At 70.7% G+C, this 12536-nt stretch carries 14 protein-coding genes; 8 read left to right on the top strand and 6 right to left on the bottom strand.

Features of this window, described 5'->3' with window-relative positions; translation table 11 throughout:
* Positions 1-29: 29 nt before the first annotated feature.
* Genes ABZX10_RS01600 through ABZX10_RS01585 form a run of 4 tightly spaced genes read left to right on the top strand, consistent with a single transcriptional unit; the run spans position 30 to position 2234 of the window.
* Positions 30-770 (top strand): dienelactone hydrolase family protein, encoded by a 741-nt coding sequence (locus tag ABZX10_RS01600; protein ID WP_355533807.1) that lies wholly within the window; start codon positions 30-32, stop codon positions 768-770.
* Complete coding sequence (locus tag ABZX10_RS01595) at positions 770-1297, top strand: carboxymuconolactone decarboxylase family protein (RefSeq protein WP_355533805.1); 528 nt, start codon at positions 770-772, stop codon at positions 1295-1297. The genes ABZX10_RS01600 and ABZX10_RS01595 overlap by 1 nt, the downstream gene beginning before the upstream one ends.
* Positions 1294-1878, top strand: a complete 585-nt coding sequence (locus ABZX10_RS01590; protein ID WP_355533803.1) for a hypothetical protein — start codon at positions 1294-1296, stop codon at positions 1876-1878. Before ABZX10_RS01595 ends, ABZX10_RS01590 begins: the two co-directional genes overlap by 4 nt.
* A 2-nt stretch (positions 1879-1880) precedes the next feature.
* On the top strand, positions 1881-2234 hold the full coding sequence (locus ABZX10_RS01585; RefSeq protein WP_355533801.1) for a VOC family protein: 354 nt from the start codon (positions 1881-1883) through the stop codon (positions 2232-2234).
* A gap of 80 nt (positions 2235-2314) precedes the next feature.
* On the opposite strand, the gene thpD is transcribed toward ABZX10_RS01585, so the two are convergent.
* The 3 genes from thpD to lpdA form a co-directional block, all read right to left on the bottom strand.
* Entirely contained in the window at positions 2315-3187 is an 873-nt protein-coding gene (gene thpD, locus ABZX10_RS01580; RefSeq protein WP_355533799.1) for an ectoine hydroxylase, read from the bottom strand.
* A gap of 153 nt (positions 3188-3340) precedes the next feature.
* Positions 3341-4120 (bottom strand): DUF4253 domain-containing protein, encoded by a 780-nt coding sequence (locus ABZX10_RS01575; protein ID WP_355533797.1) that lies wholly within the window; start codon positions 4118-4120, stop codon positions 3341-3343.
* 83 nt (positions 4121-4203) lie between these two features.
* Positions 4204-5586 carry a dihydrolipoyl dehydrogenase gene (gene lpdA, locus ABZX10_RS01570; protein WP_355533795.1) on the bottom strand — a complete coding sequence of 461 codons (1383 nt, stop codon included), beginning with the start codon at positions 5584-5586 and terminating at the stop codon, positions 4204-4206.
* Between lpdA and ABZX10_RS01565 the strand changes: the two genes are divergently transcribed.
* Genes ABZX10_RS01565 through ABZX10_RS01555 form a run of 3 tightly spaced genes read left to right on the top strand, consistent with a single transcriptional unit; the run spans position 5578 to position 8738 of the window.
* On the top strand, positions 5578-7680 hold the full coding sequence (locus ABZX10_RS01565) for a prolyl oligopeptidase family serine peptidase (RefSeq protein WP_355534077.1): 2103 nt from the start codon (positions 5578-5580) through the stop codon (positions 7678-7680). The two genes, lpdA and ABZX10_RS01565, sit on opposite strands and share 9 nt — an antisense overlap.
* A 9-nt stretch (positions 7681-7689) precedes the next feature.
* Positions 7690-8004 (top strand): thiamine-binding protein, encoded by a 315-nt coding sequence (locus ABZX10_RS01560; protein ID WP_355533793.1) that lies wholly within the window; start codon positions 7690-7692, stop codon positions 8002-8004.
* Positions 8005-8045: 41 nt separating this feature from the next.
* Positions 8046-8738, top strand: a complete 693-nt coding sequence (locus ABZX10_RS01555; RefSeq protein WP_355533791.1) for a L,D-transpeptidase family protein — start codon at positions 8046-8048, stop codon at positions 8736-8738.
* A gap of 325 nt (positions 8739-9063) precedes the next feature.
* Here ABZX10_RS01555 and ABZX10_RS01550 read toward each other — a convergent pair whose 3' ends face one another.
* The 3 genes from ABZX10_RS01550 to ppk2 form a co-directional block, all read right to left on the bottom strand.
* On the bottom strand, positions 9064-9903 hold the full coding sequence (locus ABZX10_RS01550; RefSeq protein ID WP_355533788.1) for an alpha/beta fold hydrolase: 840 nt from the start codon (positions 9901-9903) through the stop codon (positions 9064-9066).
* Positions 9900-10766 (bottom strand): hypothetical protein, encoded by an 867-nt coding sequence (locus ABZX10_RS01545; RefSeq protein WP_355533786.1) that lies wholly within the window; start codon positions 10764-10766, stop codon positions 9900-9902. The genes ABZX10_RS01550 and ABZX10_RS01545 overlap by 4 nt, the downstream gene beginning before the upstream one ends.
* Before the next feature lie 85 nt (positions 10767-10851).
* Positions 10852-11790, bottom strand: coding sequence for a polyphosphate kinase 2 (gene ppk2, locus ABZX10_RS01540; RefSeq protein WP_355534075.1), 939 nt, complete (start codon positions 11788-11790; stop codon positions 10852-10854).
* Positions 11791-11879: 89 nt separating this feature from the next.
* Here ppk2 and ABZX10_RS01535 point away from each other — a divergent pair, with 89 nt between their 5' ends.
* Positions 11880-12530, top strand: a complete 651-nt coding sequence (locus ABZX10_RS01535; RefSeq protein ID WP_355533784.1) for a TetR/AcrR family transcriptional regulator — start codon at positions 11880-11882, stop codon at positions 12528-12530.
* Positions 12531-12536: the final 6 nt, after the last annotated feature.

The raw sequence follows: 12536 nt of genomic DNA, 5'->3' as shown, positions 1-12536 counted from the left end.
TCGGGCCCGGTGGCGTACTCTCGGCGGGCGTGAAGATCGAGACCCCGTCGGGGATCGCCGACGCCTATTTCACCCGCCCGCAGACCGACGGGGACGTACCCGGAGTGCTGCTGTTCATCGACGCGATCGGGCTCCGGCCGCAGATCGCCTCGCTGGCCGACCGGATCGCCTCCTGGGGGTACGCGGTCCTCGCGCCGAACGTCTTCTACCGCGACGGCGACGCCGCGGCCACGTCCCCCGACGAGCCGCTGGACACCCCGGAGGCGCGCGAGCGGTTCATGGGCGGGGCGATGGGCCGCGTCATGGGCCTCACCCCGGACAAGTCGGGACCGGACACGGACGCCTACCTCGCCGCGCTCCTCGCCCGGCCCGGCGTCACCGGCCCCGTCGGCGTCACGGGTTACTGCATGGGCGCCCGGCTGGCCACGCTCGCGGCGATCGCGCACCCGGACACCGTCGTGGCGTGCGGCGGCTTCCACGGCGGCCGCCTGGCCACGGACGAGCCCGACAGCATCCACCTGGGCCTTCCCCGGGCGCGGGCGGAGTTCGTCTACGGGCACGCCGACCACGACGCGTCGATGCCGCCCGAGGCGGTCGAACGACTCGGCGCGGCACTCGCCGCCGCCGGATTGACGGCCACGAACGCGATCTATCCCGACGCCCCGCACGGCTACACCATGGCGGACACCCCGAACTACCAGGAGGCCGGCTCGGAGCGGCACTTCACCGAACTCGAAGCCCTGTTCGCCCGCACTCTCGGAGGCCGCTGATGTCCACGTCCCCTCGCGTCCGCCCCGCGGGCCTCCGCGCGGCCGGCCCGATCAACTACGCGATCGCCCGCGTCGGCGCCAAGGCCATTCGCGCCGACGACATGCACCTGTTCTCCACCCTCGGCCGCACGAAGCGGCTGTTCCTCGGCTGGCTCGGCTATTCCGGCATGCTCATGCCCTTCGGCGCGCTCAAGCGGACGGAATCCGAGACGGTCATCGTCCGCGTCGCACACCTGCGGGAGAACGCGTACGAGCTGGGCCACCACCGCCGCATCGGCGCCCGTGCCGGCCTCACCGCCACCCAGTTCGAGCGGATCTTCGACGGCTCGGGCTGGAACGAGCGCAGCGCCGCGCTGCTGGACGTGGTCACCGAGATCGTCGAGGACAGGTCCGTGTCCGACGATGCCTGGGCCCGCCTCGCCGAGTTCTACGACGAGCGGCGGCTGGTCGAGATCGTCCTGCTCGCCACCAACTACGACGGCCTGGCCACCACGATCGACGTCCTGGGGATCGAGCCGGAACGGTGACGGGACCGTCGACCGCCCTGCTCACCGCCGCCCAGCGCGACGACCTGCTGGCACGCTGGAACGAGCCGCACCGCAGGTACCACACCGTCGACCACCTGGCCGGCGTGCTGCGCGGCCTCGACGAGCTCGCGGCGGCGGGCGCCGCCTTCGACCGCGACGCCGTCGAGCTCGCAGCCTGGTTCCACGACGCCGTGTACGTGATCGGCGCCCCGGACAACGAGGAGCAGTCGGCCCTCCTTGCCGAGCAGATGCTCGACGGCGAGCTGGGTGCCGAGGTCGCGCGGCTGGTGCGGGTCACGGCCGACCACGACGTCCCCGCTGGCGACCCCGACGCCGCGGCCCTGTGCGACGCCGACCTCGCGATCCTCGCCTCCCCGCCGGAGCGGTACCGCGCCTACGCGGCAGCGGTCCGGGCGGAGTATTCGACGGTGCCCGACGAGCTGTTCCGGCCGGGCCGCGCCGCGGTGCTGCGGAACCTCCTCGCCCACGCTGCCCTGTTCCACACCGCGACGGGGCGGGCCCGGTGGGAGGACGCGGCGCGCGCCAACCTGGCCGCGGAACTGCACCAGCTGGAGGCCTGATCGTGCAGGTGCACAGGGTGATCACCAACATCGCGGTGGATGACATCGACGCCGCCCGCGGCTTCTACGCCGACTTCTTGGGCCTGTCCGACGAGGAGTTCAACCTCGGCTGGGTCGCGCGCTTCTCCTCCCCCGACCACGCCGCCGGCGTGCAACTCGTGACCGGCGACCGGACTGCGGAGATCGACTCCGACATCTCCGTGATGACCGAGGACGTCGAGGCGGCGTGGGCGGAGGCACAGGCCTCCGGCTACGAGATCGTGCACCCGCTGACCAGCGAGGAGTGGGGGCCGCGCCGGTTCTTCGTCCGCGCCCCGGACGGCACGGTGGTCAACGTGGTCGGCCACCCGCACTGACGGCTCACGATGTCGGGTTCTGGGGCATGACACGTGCGCCGGCGCACACGTGACGCCCCGGAACCCGAATTCGTGAGCTACTACCGCGCCGCCAGGTACTCCGGTCGACGGGCGTCGGCGGCGAAGGGTTCGCCCAACGCGTTCGACACGGCGTTGAACACGACGAACAGGTTGGACCGCGGATAGGGCGAGATGTTCCCGGCGGAGGCGTGCAGGCAGTTGCAGTCGAAGTACAGCGCGCTGCCCGCACCGCCGGTGACCTGCTCGATCCCGTATTCGTCGGCCATCGCCGCGATGTCGCTCTCGTCGGGCGTACCGAACGGCGGGCGGTAGGACTTGAGCGACTGGCGGTGGTACTCGCCCGGCGTCCGGCCCACGCACGAGACGAACCGACGGTGCGATCCCGGCATGATCATCAGCGATCCGTTGAAGGACGTGTTCGGGGTGAGCGCCAGCGAGACGCTCACGGCGCGGGGCGTCGGCATGCCGTCCTCGGCGTGCCAGGTCTCGAAGTCGCTGTGCCAGTAGAAGGGTCCGCCGGCGAAGCCGGGCTTGAGGTTGACCCGGCTCTGGTGCACGTAGACCTCGTCGCCGAGCAGCTGCCGGGCGACGCCGGCGATCTCCTCGCGCGCGATGATCGACGCGATCCTCTCGCTCAGCTCGTGCACCGCGAAGACCGACCGCACGCTGCCGTCGGAGGTCTCGCGGATCACCCGCTCGTCCGGCCCGAGCCCCGCCGTGACCGCGTCGATCTCCGAGCGCACCTCGCGGATGTCACCGGCATCGAGCACGCCCTCCACCGCGCGGAAGCCGTGCGCCGCGAAGTGGGCGACGGCATCGTCGGACCAGGGACCGGAACGTCCGGGCCAGACGACGGGATCGGGTCGGTCGTGGATCTCACTGGTGTCGACGCGCGTCGGGTAGTGGTCGGTGAGCGTCGCTGCGTGGTTCATCGATTCCTTCCGTCCGTGCAGTGCGTTCCACTGCTGCCTCACGGCGCGGACGTCCGACGGTGACCGATGCCCCTTCTCGACCCGGCGCCGTGGCATCGCCACGCCGCGCACCCGACCCTGCCAGGGTCCGGGACGAGTGTCCAACTCAGCCGGTCAGTCCCACCAGAACGACCAGTGCGTCCATTCGGTGAGGCCGGCGCGGTAGTCGTCGGCGCTCAGGCCCTGGTCGATGTTGTCGGGGCAATAGGCGTAGTGCTCGCGGAGCAGCCCGTCGATCTGCTCCGCCGATTCCGGCAGGTGCCCCACCTGCACGAGCAGCGTGTCGAACCCGATGCCGACGAGCACCGCCCCGAACCGGTCCTCCCACGAGCGGAGCACCGCCGCGTGATCCTCACCGGAGATGTCGTAGTTCACCGCGCCCATCCAGCCGAGCGCGGCGGGCACGTCCGCGGGCCGCGCGACCGGCACCAGCAGTAGGCCGCCGTCGCCGCCCGTCGCGAGCGATCCGGCCCCGAGGTCGGCGCCCGGGACGGCCGGCGCGAGCGTGGTCACCGGCGGCACGCTCGGCTCGTCCTCCTCGTCGTCGGGGTCGTCGGTGGCGCCGTCGACGCCCGCGCGGGTCAGCGCGGCCAGGGCGTCCGGGACCTCGCGGCCGGACGGTCCCTCCAGCTCGCCGTCGCCCCAGGGTCGGGCGAGGTCGTCGTCCTCGAGTCCCTTGGCCTGCAGCGGCCAGAGCCCGGTCCGCGGGAACGCGGCGGCGAGCTCGCGGACCAGCCCGTCGAGCCGGTCCGCGGCCAGCATCTCCGTGCTGATCCAGGCGACGACGGTGCCGTCCCCCTCCTCTGCGGTCACGAGTCGACCGGCGGGCAGGGCGACGCCCCCGACCTCGGCGGTGTCGGCGGCGGGCAGCTTTCCGGGGGTGGCGCGGAACATCGTCGAAACTCCTCAGTTCGAAGGGAAAAGCACGTCGGCCCGGCACCGTCGAAGACGATGCCGGGCCGACGAGGGTGCGCTTCCTACAGGTTGATCATGTGGCCGGCGAGGCCGTGGATCGACTCCTGCAGCGCCTCCGACAGCGTCGGGTGCGTGTGCACGTTGCGAGCGAGCTCGTTGACCGTGAGGTCCCACTTCTGCGCGAGGGTCAGCTCGGGCAGCAGCTCGGAGACGTCGGGGCCGATGAGGTGGCCGCCGAGCAGCTCGCCGTACTTGGCGTCGGAGACCAGCTTCACGAACCCGACCGCGTCGCCGAGGCCCTGGGCCTTGCCGTTCGCCGAGTAGGGGAACGTCGCGGTCTTCACGTCGTAGCCCTCGTCGCGGGCCTGCTGCTCGGTGAGGCCGAACGAGGCGACCTGCGGCTGGCAGAAGGTGGCGCGCGGCATCATGCGGTAGTCGCCCAGCGCCTGCGTCTCCGCACCGGCGATGGTCTCGGCGGCCACGACGCCCTGTGCCTCGGCGACGTGCGCCAGCTGCAGCTTCGCGGTGACGTCACCGATGGCGTACACGCCGGGCACGTTGGTGCGCATGTAGTCGTCGATGGCGATGGCGCCGCGCTCGGTGAGGGCGACCCCCGTCTTCTCCAGGCCGAAGCCCTCGACGCGCGGCGCGAAGCCGATCGACATGAGCACCTTGGAGACGGTGATCTCGCCCGGGCCCTTGGGGCCGGTGTACTTCACGACCACCTGCGAGCCCTGGTCGTCGACCGACTCGACCTTGGTGGAGGTCAGGATGTTCACGCCCAGCTTCTTGTACTGCTTGGCGATCTCCTTGGAGACGTCGGCGTCCTCGTTGGGCAGCGCGCGGTCGAGGAACTCGATGATGGTGACGTCCACGCCGTAGTTCTTGAGGACGTATGCGAACTCCATGCCGATGGCACCGGCGCCGACGATGGCGATCGACGCGGGCAGGTCGCGGGTGAGGATCTGCTCCTCGTAGGTGACCACGTTGTCCGACAGCGTGACGCCCGGGAGGAGGCGCACCGTCGAGCCGGTGTCGATGATGATGTTGTCGCCCGTCACCGTCTGGTCGCCGACCTGGATGGTCTTGGCGTCGACGAAGGTGCCGTAGCCGTTGATCTCGGTGATCTTGTTCTTCTTCATCAGGAAGTGAACGCCCTTGACGATCCCCTCCGACACCTTGCGGCTGCGGTCGAACGCGGCCCCGAAGTCGAACGAGACGTCACCGGAGATGCCGAACAGCTGCGCCTTGTGCGTGAAGGTGTGCGCCAGCTCGGCGTTCTTCAGGAGCGCCTTCGACGGGATGCAGCCCACGTTCAGGCACACACCGCCCCAGTACTTCTCCTCGATGACCGCGACCTTCTGCCCGAGTTGGGCGGCGCGAATAGCGGCGACGTAGCCTCCTGGGCCGGCGCCGAGAACAACAGTGTCAAAGTGATCAGCCACGGCTTTCAGCCTAGCCCTAGTGTGGAGTCCATGGACCAGTACGCATGGCTCGAAGAAGTGGAATCCGCCACTGCCCTGGATTGGGCCCGGGAACAGGGTGCCGCGAGCACCGCGCGCCTGACCGGACCACGGTTCGACGACCTCGAGTCGCGCGTCCTCGCGATCCTCGACACCGACCAGCGCATCCCCTACCCGGTCCGCCGCGGCGAGTACCTGTGGAACTTCTGGCGCGACGCCGACCACCCGTACGGCCTGTGGCGCCGCACCACGCTCGAGTCCTTCCGCACCGACAGCCCTGAGTGGGACGTCGTCATCGACGTCGACGCCCTCCGCGAGGCCGAGGGCGAGAACTGGGTGTGGGGCGGGGCCGCCGTCCTCCGCGCGGAGTCGCCCGACGGTGCGCGGTACGACCGCGCGCTCGTCTCCCTCTCGCGCGGCGGCGCCGACGCGACGGTGGTGCGGGAGTTCTCCATCTCGCGCCGCGGGTTCGTCGACGGTGGCTTCTCCCTCCCGGAGGCCAAGAGCCGGATCTCGTGGATCGACAAGGACACCGTGTACGTGGGCACCGACTTCGGGCCGGGCTCGCTCACCGACTCCGGGTATCCGCGGCTCGTGAAGCGGTGGCGCCGCGGCACCCCGCTGGGCCACGCGGATCTGGTGTACGAGGGCCACCACTCCGACGTTTCAATCGGCGCCGGATACGACGACACCCCCGGCTACGAACGGCATTTCGTCACCCGCGCGATCGACTTCTACAACAGCGAGATCTACCTGCTCGAGCCGGAGACGCTGGCGCTCGAGCGGATCGACGTGCCCACCGATGCCGATGCGGACGTGCACGAGTCGCGGCTGCTGGTGCGCCCGAAGTCCGCGTGGGAGCTGCCCACCGGCACTGTGCCGCCGGGGGCGCTGGTGGCCTTCGATTTCGACGCCTACCGGGCGGGATCGCGCGAGTACAGCACCGTCTTCACCCCCGACGCGCACACGGCCCTCGCGGGGTACGCGTGGACCAAGTCGTACCTGCTGTTGTCGACGATGCGGGACGTGCGCTCCGAGCTGCACACCCTCGAGCCCGGCACCTGGGACAAGCGCGAGACCCGCGGCTTCCCCGAGCTGGCCGAGATCGGCGTCTACTACACCGATCCCCGCGAGGGCGACGAGATCTTCGCCACCGCCAGCGGTTTCACCCTGCCGCCCACGCTGCTGCACGGCACGGCCGGCGGGTCGGTAGAGCCGCTGAAGTCGGCGCCCGCCTTCTACGACGCCGCGGGCGTCACCGCCGAGCAGTTCTTCGCCACGAGCGACGACGGCACGCAGATCCCCTACTTCGTCGTAGGCAAACGCGGACCGTCGGGCTCCGCCTCCCCCAAGCCGACGCTGCTCTACGGCTACGGCGGCTTCGAGGTCTCGCTCACGCCGGACTACGCCGCGGTGTCCGGCGCGGCGTGGATCGAGCGGGGCGGGGTGTACGTGTTGGCGAACATCCGCGGCGGCGGCGAGTACGGACCCGACTGGCACACGGCCGCGTTGAAGGAGAACCGGCTGCGCGCCTACGAGGACTTCGCCGCCGTCGCGAGGGATCTGGTGGCCCGCGGCATCACCACCCGCGAGCAGCTGGGCGCGCAGGGCGGGTCGAACGGAGGCCTCCTCATGGGCGTGATGTACACGCGGTATCCGGAACTGTTCGGCGCCATCGTCTGCCAGGTTCCGCTGCTGGACATGCGGCGCTACCACCAGCTCCTCGCCGGGGCGTCGTGGATGGCGGAGTACGGCGACCCCGACGATCCCGCGCAGTGGGCCTACATCAGCGAGTACTCGCCGTACCAGAACCTGCCCGAAACCGCCGGCGCGCCCGGCGATCTGCCCGCACTGCTGGTCACCACATCCACCCGTGACGACCGCGTGCACCCGGGCCACGCCCGCAAGTTCGTCGCCGCGCTGCAGGCCCGCGGCATCGACGTGGACTACTACGAGAACATCGAGGGCGGCCACGGCGGCGCGGCCGACAACAAGCAGGCCGCCTTCAAATCCGCTCTCGCCTACGAGTTCCTGTGGCGGGAACTGGCACCGTCGGCCGACGCCGACCGAACCTGAGGAGGAGACATGCTCGCAGCGTTCTCGATCAGCCCGATGGGTGGGGACCAGAGCCCCGACGGCGGCGTCGCCGCGGCGGTGGCGGAGGCCGTCGCCATCGTGCGCGCCTCCGGTCTGCCCAACGAGACCACCTCGATGTTCACCACCATCGAGGGCGAGTGGGACGAGGTGATGGGCGTGATCAAGGCGTGCGTCGACCGCCTCGCCGAGACCGCGCCCCGCGTTTCGCTCGTCGTCAAGTGCGACATCCGCCCGGGCCACAGCGGCCAGCTCACCGCCAAGGTGGAGCGGGTGGAACGGCACCTCCGCAACGACCGGGCCTAGTTACCAGCCCGCTCTCAGCCAGGGCTGCCATACTGAGACACATGTTGCTCAAGAGGCGTCAGATGCTCCTGGGATTGACTGCTGTACCGGTAGCAGCGGTCGCCGCGTCGCTGACGGTCCCGCACGCCGCCGCGGCGGACGCCGACAAGGCGCTGCTCGACGCCGCCGTCGCGGCCGCGCCGACCGCACGTGAGGTCATCACGGTGGCGGCACCGTCGTTCTCCTCGACCGACGTCCAGGTTTCGGCGTGGGCGCTGCTCCAGACGGGCTGGACCAAGGTCTACGGGCCGGTCCCCGGCAAGGTCGGCCAGCAGGGCATCGGCGAGGGCAAGGACGATGTCCCCCGCACCCCGTTCGGCGTCTTCGCGCTGGACCAGGCGTTCGGCCGGCAGGAGAACCCGGGCACGACGCTGCCGTACACCAAGGTCGGCGACCAGCAGTGGTGGGACGGCAACCAGAGCTCACCGACCTACGACACGATGGTCACCCGTGCCATCAGCCCCGGTCCGGGCAGCGAGAACCTCTACGGCGCCGGTCCCGTCTACGACTACGCCGTACATTTCAACAACAACCCGGCCCACACGCCGGGCAAGGGCGGCGCGATGTTCCTGCACGTCACGGACGGCAAGCCCACGCTCGGCTGCGTCGCGATCAGCCGCGACGGCATGATCACCCTGCTCAAGTGGCTGGCGCCCGCGCACAACCCGGTGTTGGTCACCGGTCTCGCGAGCTGACCCTCCAGCACCACGATCGACGGCGCCCGGCGCCCGGCGCCCCGTAGGGGACCGAACGCCGCGCGGGGGTAGGCCGCTCCCCTACCGCACGCACGGCTTCCGACGGGGGAGCGAACGGCGGGACCGCGGATCGGCGTCGCGCGTGGGACGAACACGGGTACGCACCCGCTACCGACGAGGGCCGCGCCGCCCACGCCGACGGAGCGGCGATGCGTCTCGCGCATCACCAGAATCCGCAGAAACGTCTCTGACCTGCAATCTCATCGGGTATGCGTCGGACGCATCGCCTCCGCGACCGACTACACCTACCCGGCGCCGACCACCCTCACCCGCGCGGCAGAGCCTGCGCGATCCACCCCGACAGCGCGGGGATCACCGCATCGGGCGAGAGGATCCACTGGTTGTGGCCCAGCGGCTCCGCGATCCGGCGGTGCACGGACGCGGGAAACTTCTCCCCCACGAACCGGGACTGCTTGTCGCTCACCAGCTCGTCGCCGGCGATCGCCAGCGTCAACACCGGGGTCTTCGTCGCCGCGATCCGGGCCTCGTAATCGATATCGGCCCCGGCGACGTTGAAGTCGCCGGTCTGCACCAGATGGTCGAAATCGGCCACGATCCCGGCAGGCACCTCACCCAGCCCGTCCGGGCCGGACCAGTGGCCCCGTCGGGCCGCGGCGCGCGCGGCGACGGAGGTGCCGATCCGGCGGGCGGTGCCGGAGAGACCGTCGAGCTTGTAATAGCCCGTGCCGCAGGCGATCAGCGCGACCCCGGCCAGGTTCCGCCGGGCACGCGCGGCGTACATGGCGCCCATCAGCCCACCGAGGCTGTGCCCCACCAGGATCCGCGGCGCACCGGGGAACTTCTGCCGCGCCAGCGCGGAGACCGCCGGATAGTCCTCCAGCACGACGTCCTGGAAACCATGGGAACCGCCGGCACCACGCGGCCGCGAATCGCCCTGCCCCCGTAGCTCGGAGACCACCGCGTTGAAGCCCGCGTCGATGAGGCCGCGCCCGAAGTCGTCGAAGTACCCGGCGGGCACGTTCACGCCCGGCCAGATCATCAGCACCGGCGCGGTGGGATCCGGCCCGCGGAAGATCCGGACGGGGTTCGTGGTCCCGTCCTTGTACGTCAGCGTGGCGACGGTCGGCCGGGCGGTGGACCTCACCAGTCCCGCCGATCCGCCCGACGCGCCGCCACGGCGCCGAGCCCGCCGAAGATCAGCCCCAACAGGGCGAGCGCGCCGCCGACCGCCGCCTCGGTCGCGATCCACGGGGTCAGGTCGGCGGTCACCTGCCCCAGCGCCGCGTCGATGACCGGGCTCAGTCCGCCGGTGCCGCTGCGGCCCGTCACGTACGACGGTGCCGCCACGCACAGCATCCAGGTCACGCCCGCAGCGACCGCGCCGCCGAGACCCAGGTAGAACAGCATGAATCCGCGACGGTGCGCGGCGAGCAGCGCCAGGAGCGCGGCCACCACCGCCACCAGCGGCGCGATCCACGCCACCTGCCGCAGCTTGTCGGCGATGTCGGCGTACCGTCCGGCCCGGAACAGGTCCCGGTTGGCCCCTGTGCCGGACAGATCGATCGTGACCCGCTCCGGGACCGTCACCTTCACGTTGTTCGCGGCGGCCACGTCGCGGATCATCGGTGCGAGGTCGATCTCCGCGGTGGTCGCGCCGCGCAACCGCTGCTCGGCGGTGGGCCGCACCAGCAGCCACGTGTGCACCTGGCCGATCGCCTCCTTGAAGGCGCCCGGGAACTGCGGTCCGTGGGTGTAGGCCGAGACATAGGGCGTGATCGCGGCGAGCGGCGGGCGGGCGTCGCCCTGCTCGGTGAGCAGCCGCTGCACCTGCTGGGAGATCTCCTGCGCCATCGCGTCCTGCACCGCCGGGTCGTGCCCCAGCGGCTCCATGAGCGTCATGAACGCCCCGCGGTCGAGCACGGTGTTCTTCGCCCAGACGGCGGGGACCGCCACGAAGGTGGCCAGGATCGCCACCAGAACGAGGAGGAGGGCCGTCAGAGAACGCACGGCGACAACGGTACTCGACGGTGCCGTCGGCCCCGGTCCGCTCGGCGCACCGTCGGCCCCGCGAACCGGTCCGCGCGGCGCACCGTCAGTCCCCGATCAGGTCCCGGCCGCGCCCGACGATGAGGGGATCCGGCCCCGACGCGAGGACCTCCATGTCCTTGTTGTCGTAGTCGAACTTGTCGAGGATGTAGCGCATGGCGTTGAGGCGGGCGCGCTTCTTGTCGTTGCTCTTGACCACGGTCCAGGGCGCGTAGTCGGTGTCCGTCGCCGCGAACACCTCCTCCTTCGCCGCGGTGTAGCCGTCCCACTTGTCCAGCGACGCGAGGTCCATCGGCGAGAGCTTCCACTGCCGCACGGGATCGATCTGCCGGATCGCGAAGCGGGTGCGCTGCTCGAGCTGGGTCACGGAGAACCAGAACTTGGTCACGTCGATGCCGTCCTCGACCAGCATCTTCTCGAACAGCGGCACCTGGTGCGTCCAGCGCTCGTGCTGCTCGTCGGAACAGAAACCCATGACCCGCTCGACGCCGCCGCGGTTGTACCAGGAGCGGTCGAACAGGACGATCTCGCCCTTGGTCGGGAAGTGGTCGATGTAGCGCTGGAAGTACCACTCGCCGGCCTCGCGCTCGGTGGGCTTGACCAGCGCCACCACGCGCGCGCCACGCGGATTGAGGTGCTCCATGAACCGCTTGATGGTGCCGCCCTTGCCGGCGGCGTCGCGGCCCTCGAACACGATGACCAGGCGCTGGCCGGTGTCCTTGACCCAGCGCTGCAGCTTGAGCAGCTCGATCTGCAGCAGCCGCTTGTCCCGCTCGTACTCCGAGCGCGCCATCCGCTCGGAGTACGGGTAGCCCTCGCGCCAGGTGTCCACGACGTGCCGCTCCGGAGTGAGCAGCACCGGGTCGTCGTCATCGTCGTCGTTCACGGAGAAACCCTCGGTCGCCCGCAGGTCGACGATCCTCTGCAGCGCCTCGCGGCCGCTGACCGCGCTCAAGTCGATGCCCACGGGCAGGTCGAGATCCATCACGGCCGGAAGCGTACGGGCAGGTCCGGACCGGCGGGTGAACGTCGCATGAACGCGGGGTGCCTCCGACCCGCGTAAACTCCGCCGTGATGCCTACCACCGCCAACCGCGGACGCCGCCGCGCCGAACACCTCGGTCCCGAGCGTCGCCGCCCCCAGGTCCTGGACGCCGCGCTGGAGATCGCCGCGCGCGACGGTCTCGGTGCCGTGACGATCGGCACCGTCGCCGACCGCCTGCAGGTCACGCGCCCCGTGATCTACTCGTGCTTCCCGGACCGCGTCGCGCTCATCACCGAGCTGCTCGACCGCGAGACCGAGACGATGATGACCTTCGTCCTCGCGTCACTGCACAGCGCCCACGGGGAGGATCCGGAGCAGGCCTTCATCATCGGCATGCGCGGCCTGCTCGACGCGGTGAACGAACGCGCCGACACCTGGCAGTTGTTGTTCTCCGGCGTCACCGACCCGGAGGTGGTGCACCGCGTCGTGGCCGCCCGCGCCACTCTGGCGCACCAGGCGGAGGAATGGATCCGGCCCGCGCTCACCCGGTGGTGGGACATGCAGGGCCTGGACGAGAAGCTGCCGATGCTGATGGAGCTGTTCGTCTCGGTCTGCGAGGCGGCCGTGCGATCCATGCTCGCCGATCGTCCCGACGACGCGCCGGCCTCCTGGCGCGGCGATTCGGAGGGGATCGGCACGTTCTACGGTTCGGCGGTCTACCGCGCCTTCCACGGCGCCTGACGGTCC

Source organism: Tsukamurella sp. NPDC003166, assembly GCF_040611135.1.
GTDB lineage: Bacteria > Actinomycetota > Actinomycetes > Mycobacteriales > Mycobacteriaceae > Tsukamurella.
Note: the sequence above shows the minus strand (reverse complement) of the source record. Positions and strands in the feature narration are given on the sequence as shown.

Excerpts from the sequence above, each read along its gene's own strand:
- ABZX10_RS01595 (WP_355533805.1), top strand. The coding sequence starts at position 770 with ATGTCCACGTCCCCTCGCGTCCGCCCCGCGGGCCTCCGCGCGGCCGGC.
- thpD (WP_355533799.1), bottom strand. The coding sequence starts at position 3,187 with ATGAACCACGCAGCGACGCTCACCGACCACTACCCGACGCGCGTCGAC.
- ABZX10_RS01575 (WP_355533797.1), bottom strand. The coding sequence starts at position 4,120 with ATGTTCCGCGCCACCCCCGGAAAGCTGCCCGCCGCCGACACCGCCGAG.
- ABZX10_RS01560 (WP_355533793.1), top strand. The coding sequence starts at position 7,690 with ATGCTCGCAGCGTTCTCGATCAGCCCGATGGGTGGGGACCAGAGCCCC.
- ABZX10_RS01555 (WP_355533791.1), top strand. The coding sequence starts at position 8,046 with ATGTTGCTCAAGAGGCGTCAGATGCTCCTGGGATTGACTGCTGTACCG.
- ppk2 (WP_355534075.1), bottom strand. The coding sequence starts at position 11,790 with ATGGATCTCGACCTGCCCGTGGGCATCGACTTGAGCGCGGTCAGCGGC.
- ABZX10_RS01535 (WP_355533784.1), top strand. The coding sequence starts at position 11,880 with ATGCCTACCACCGCCAACCGCGGACGCCGCCGCGCCGAACACCTCGGT.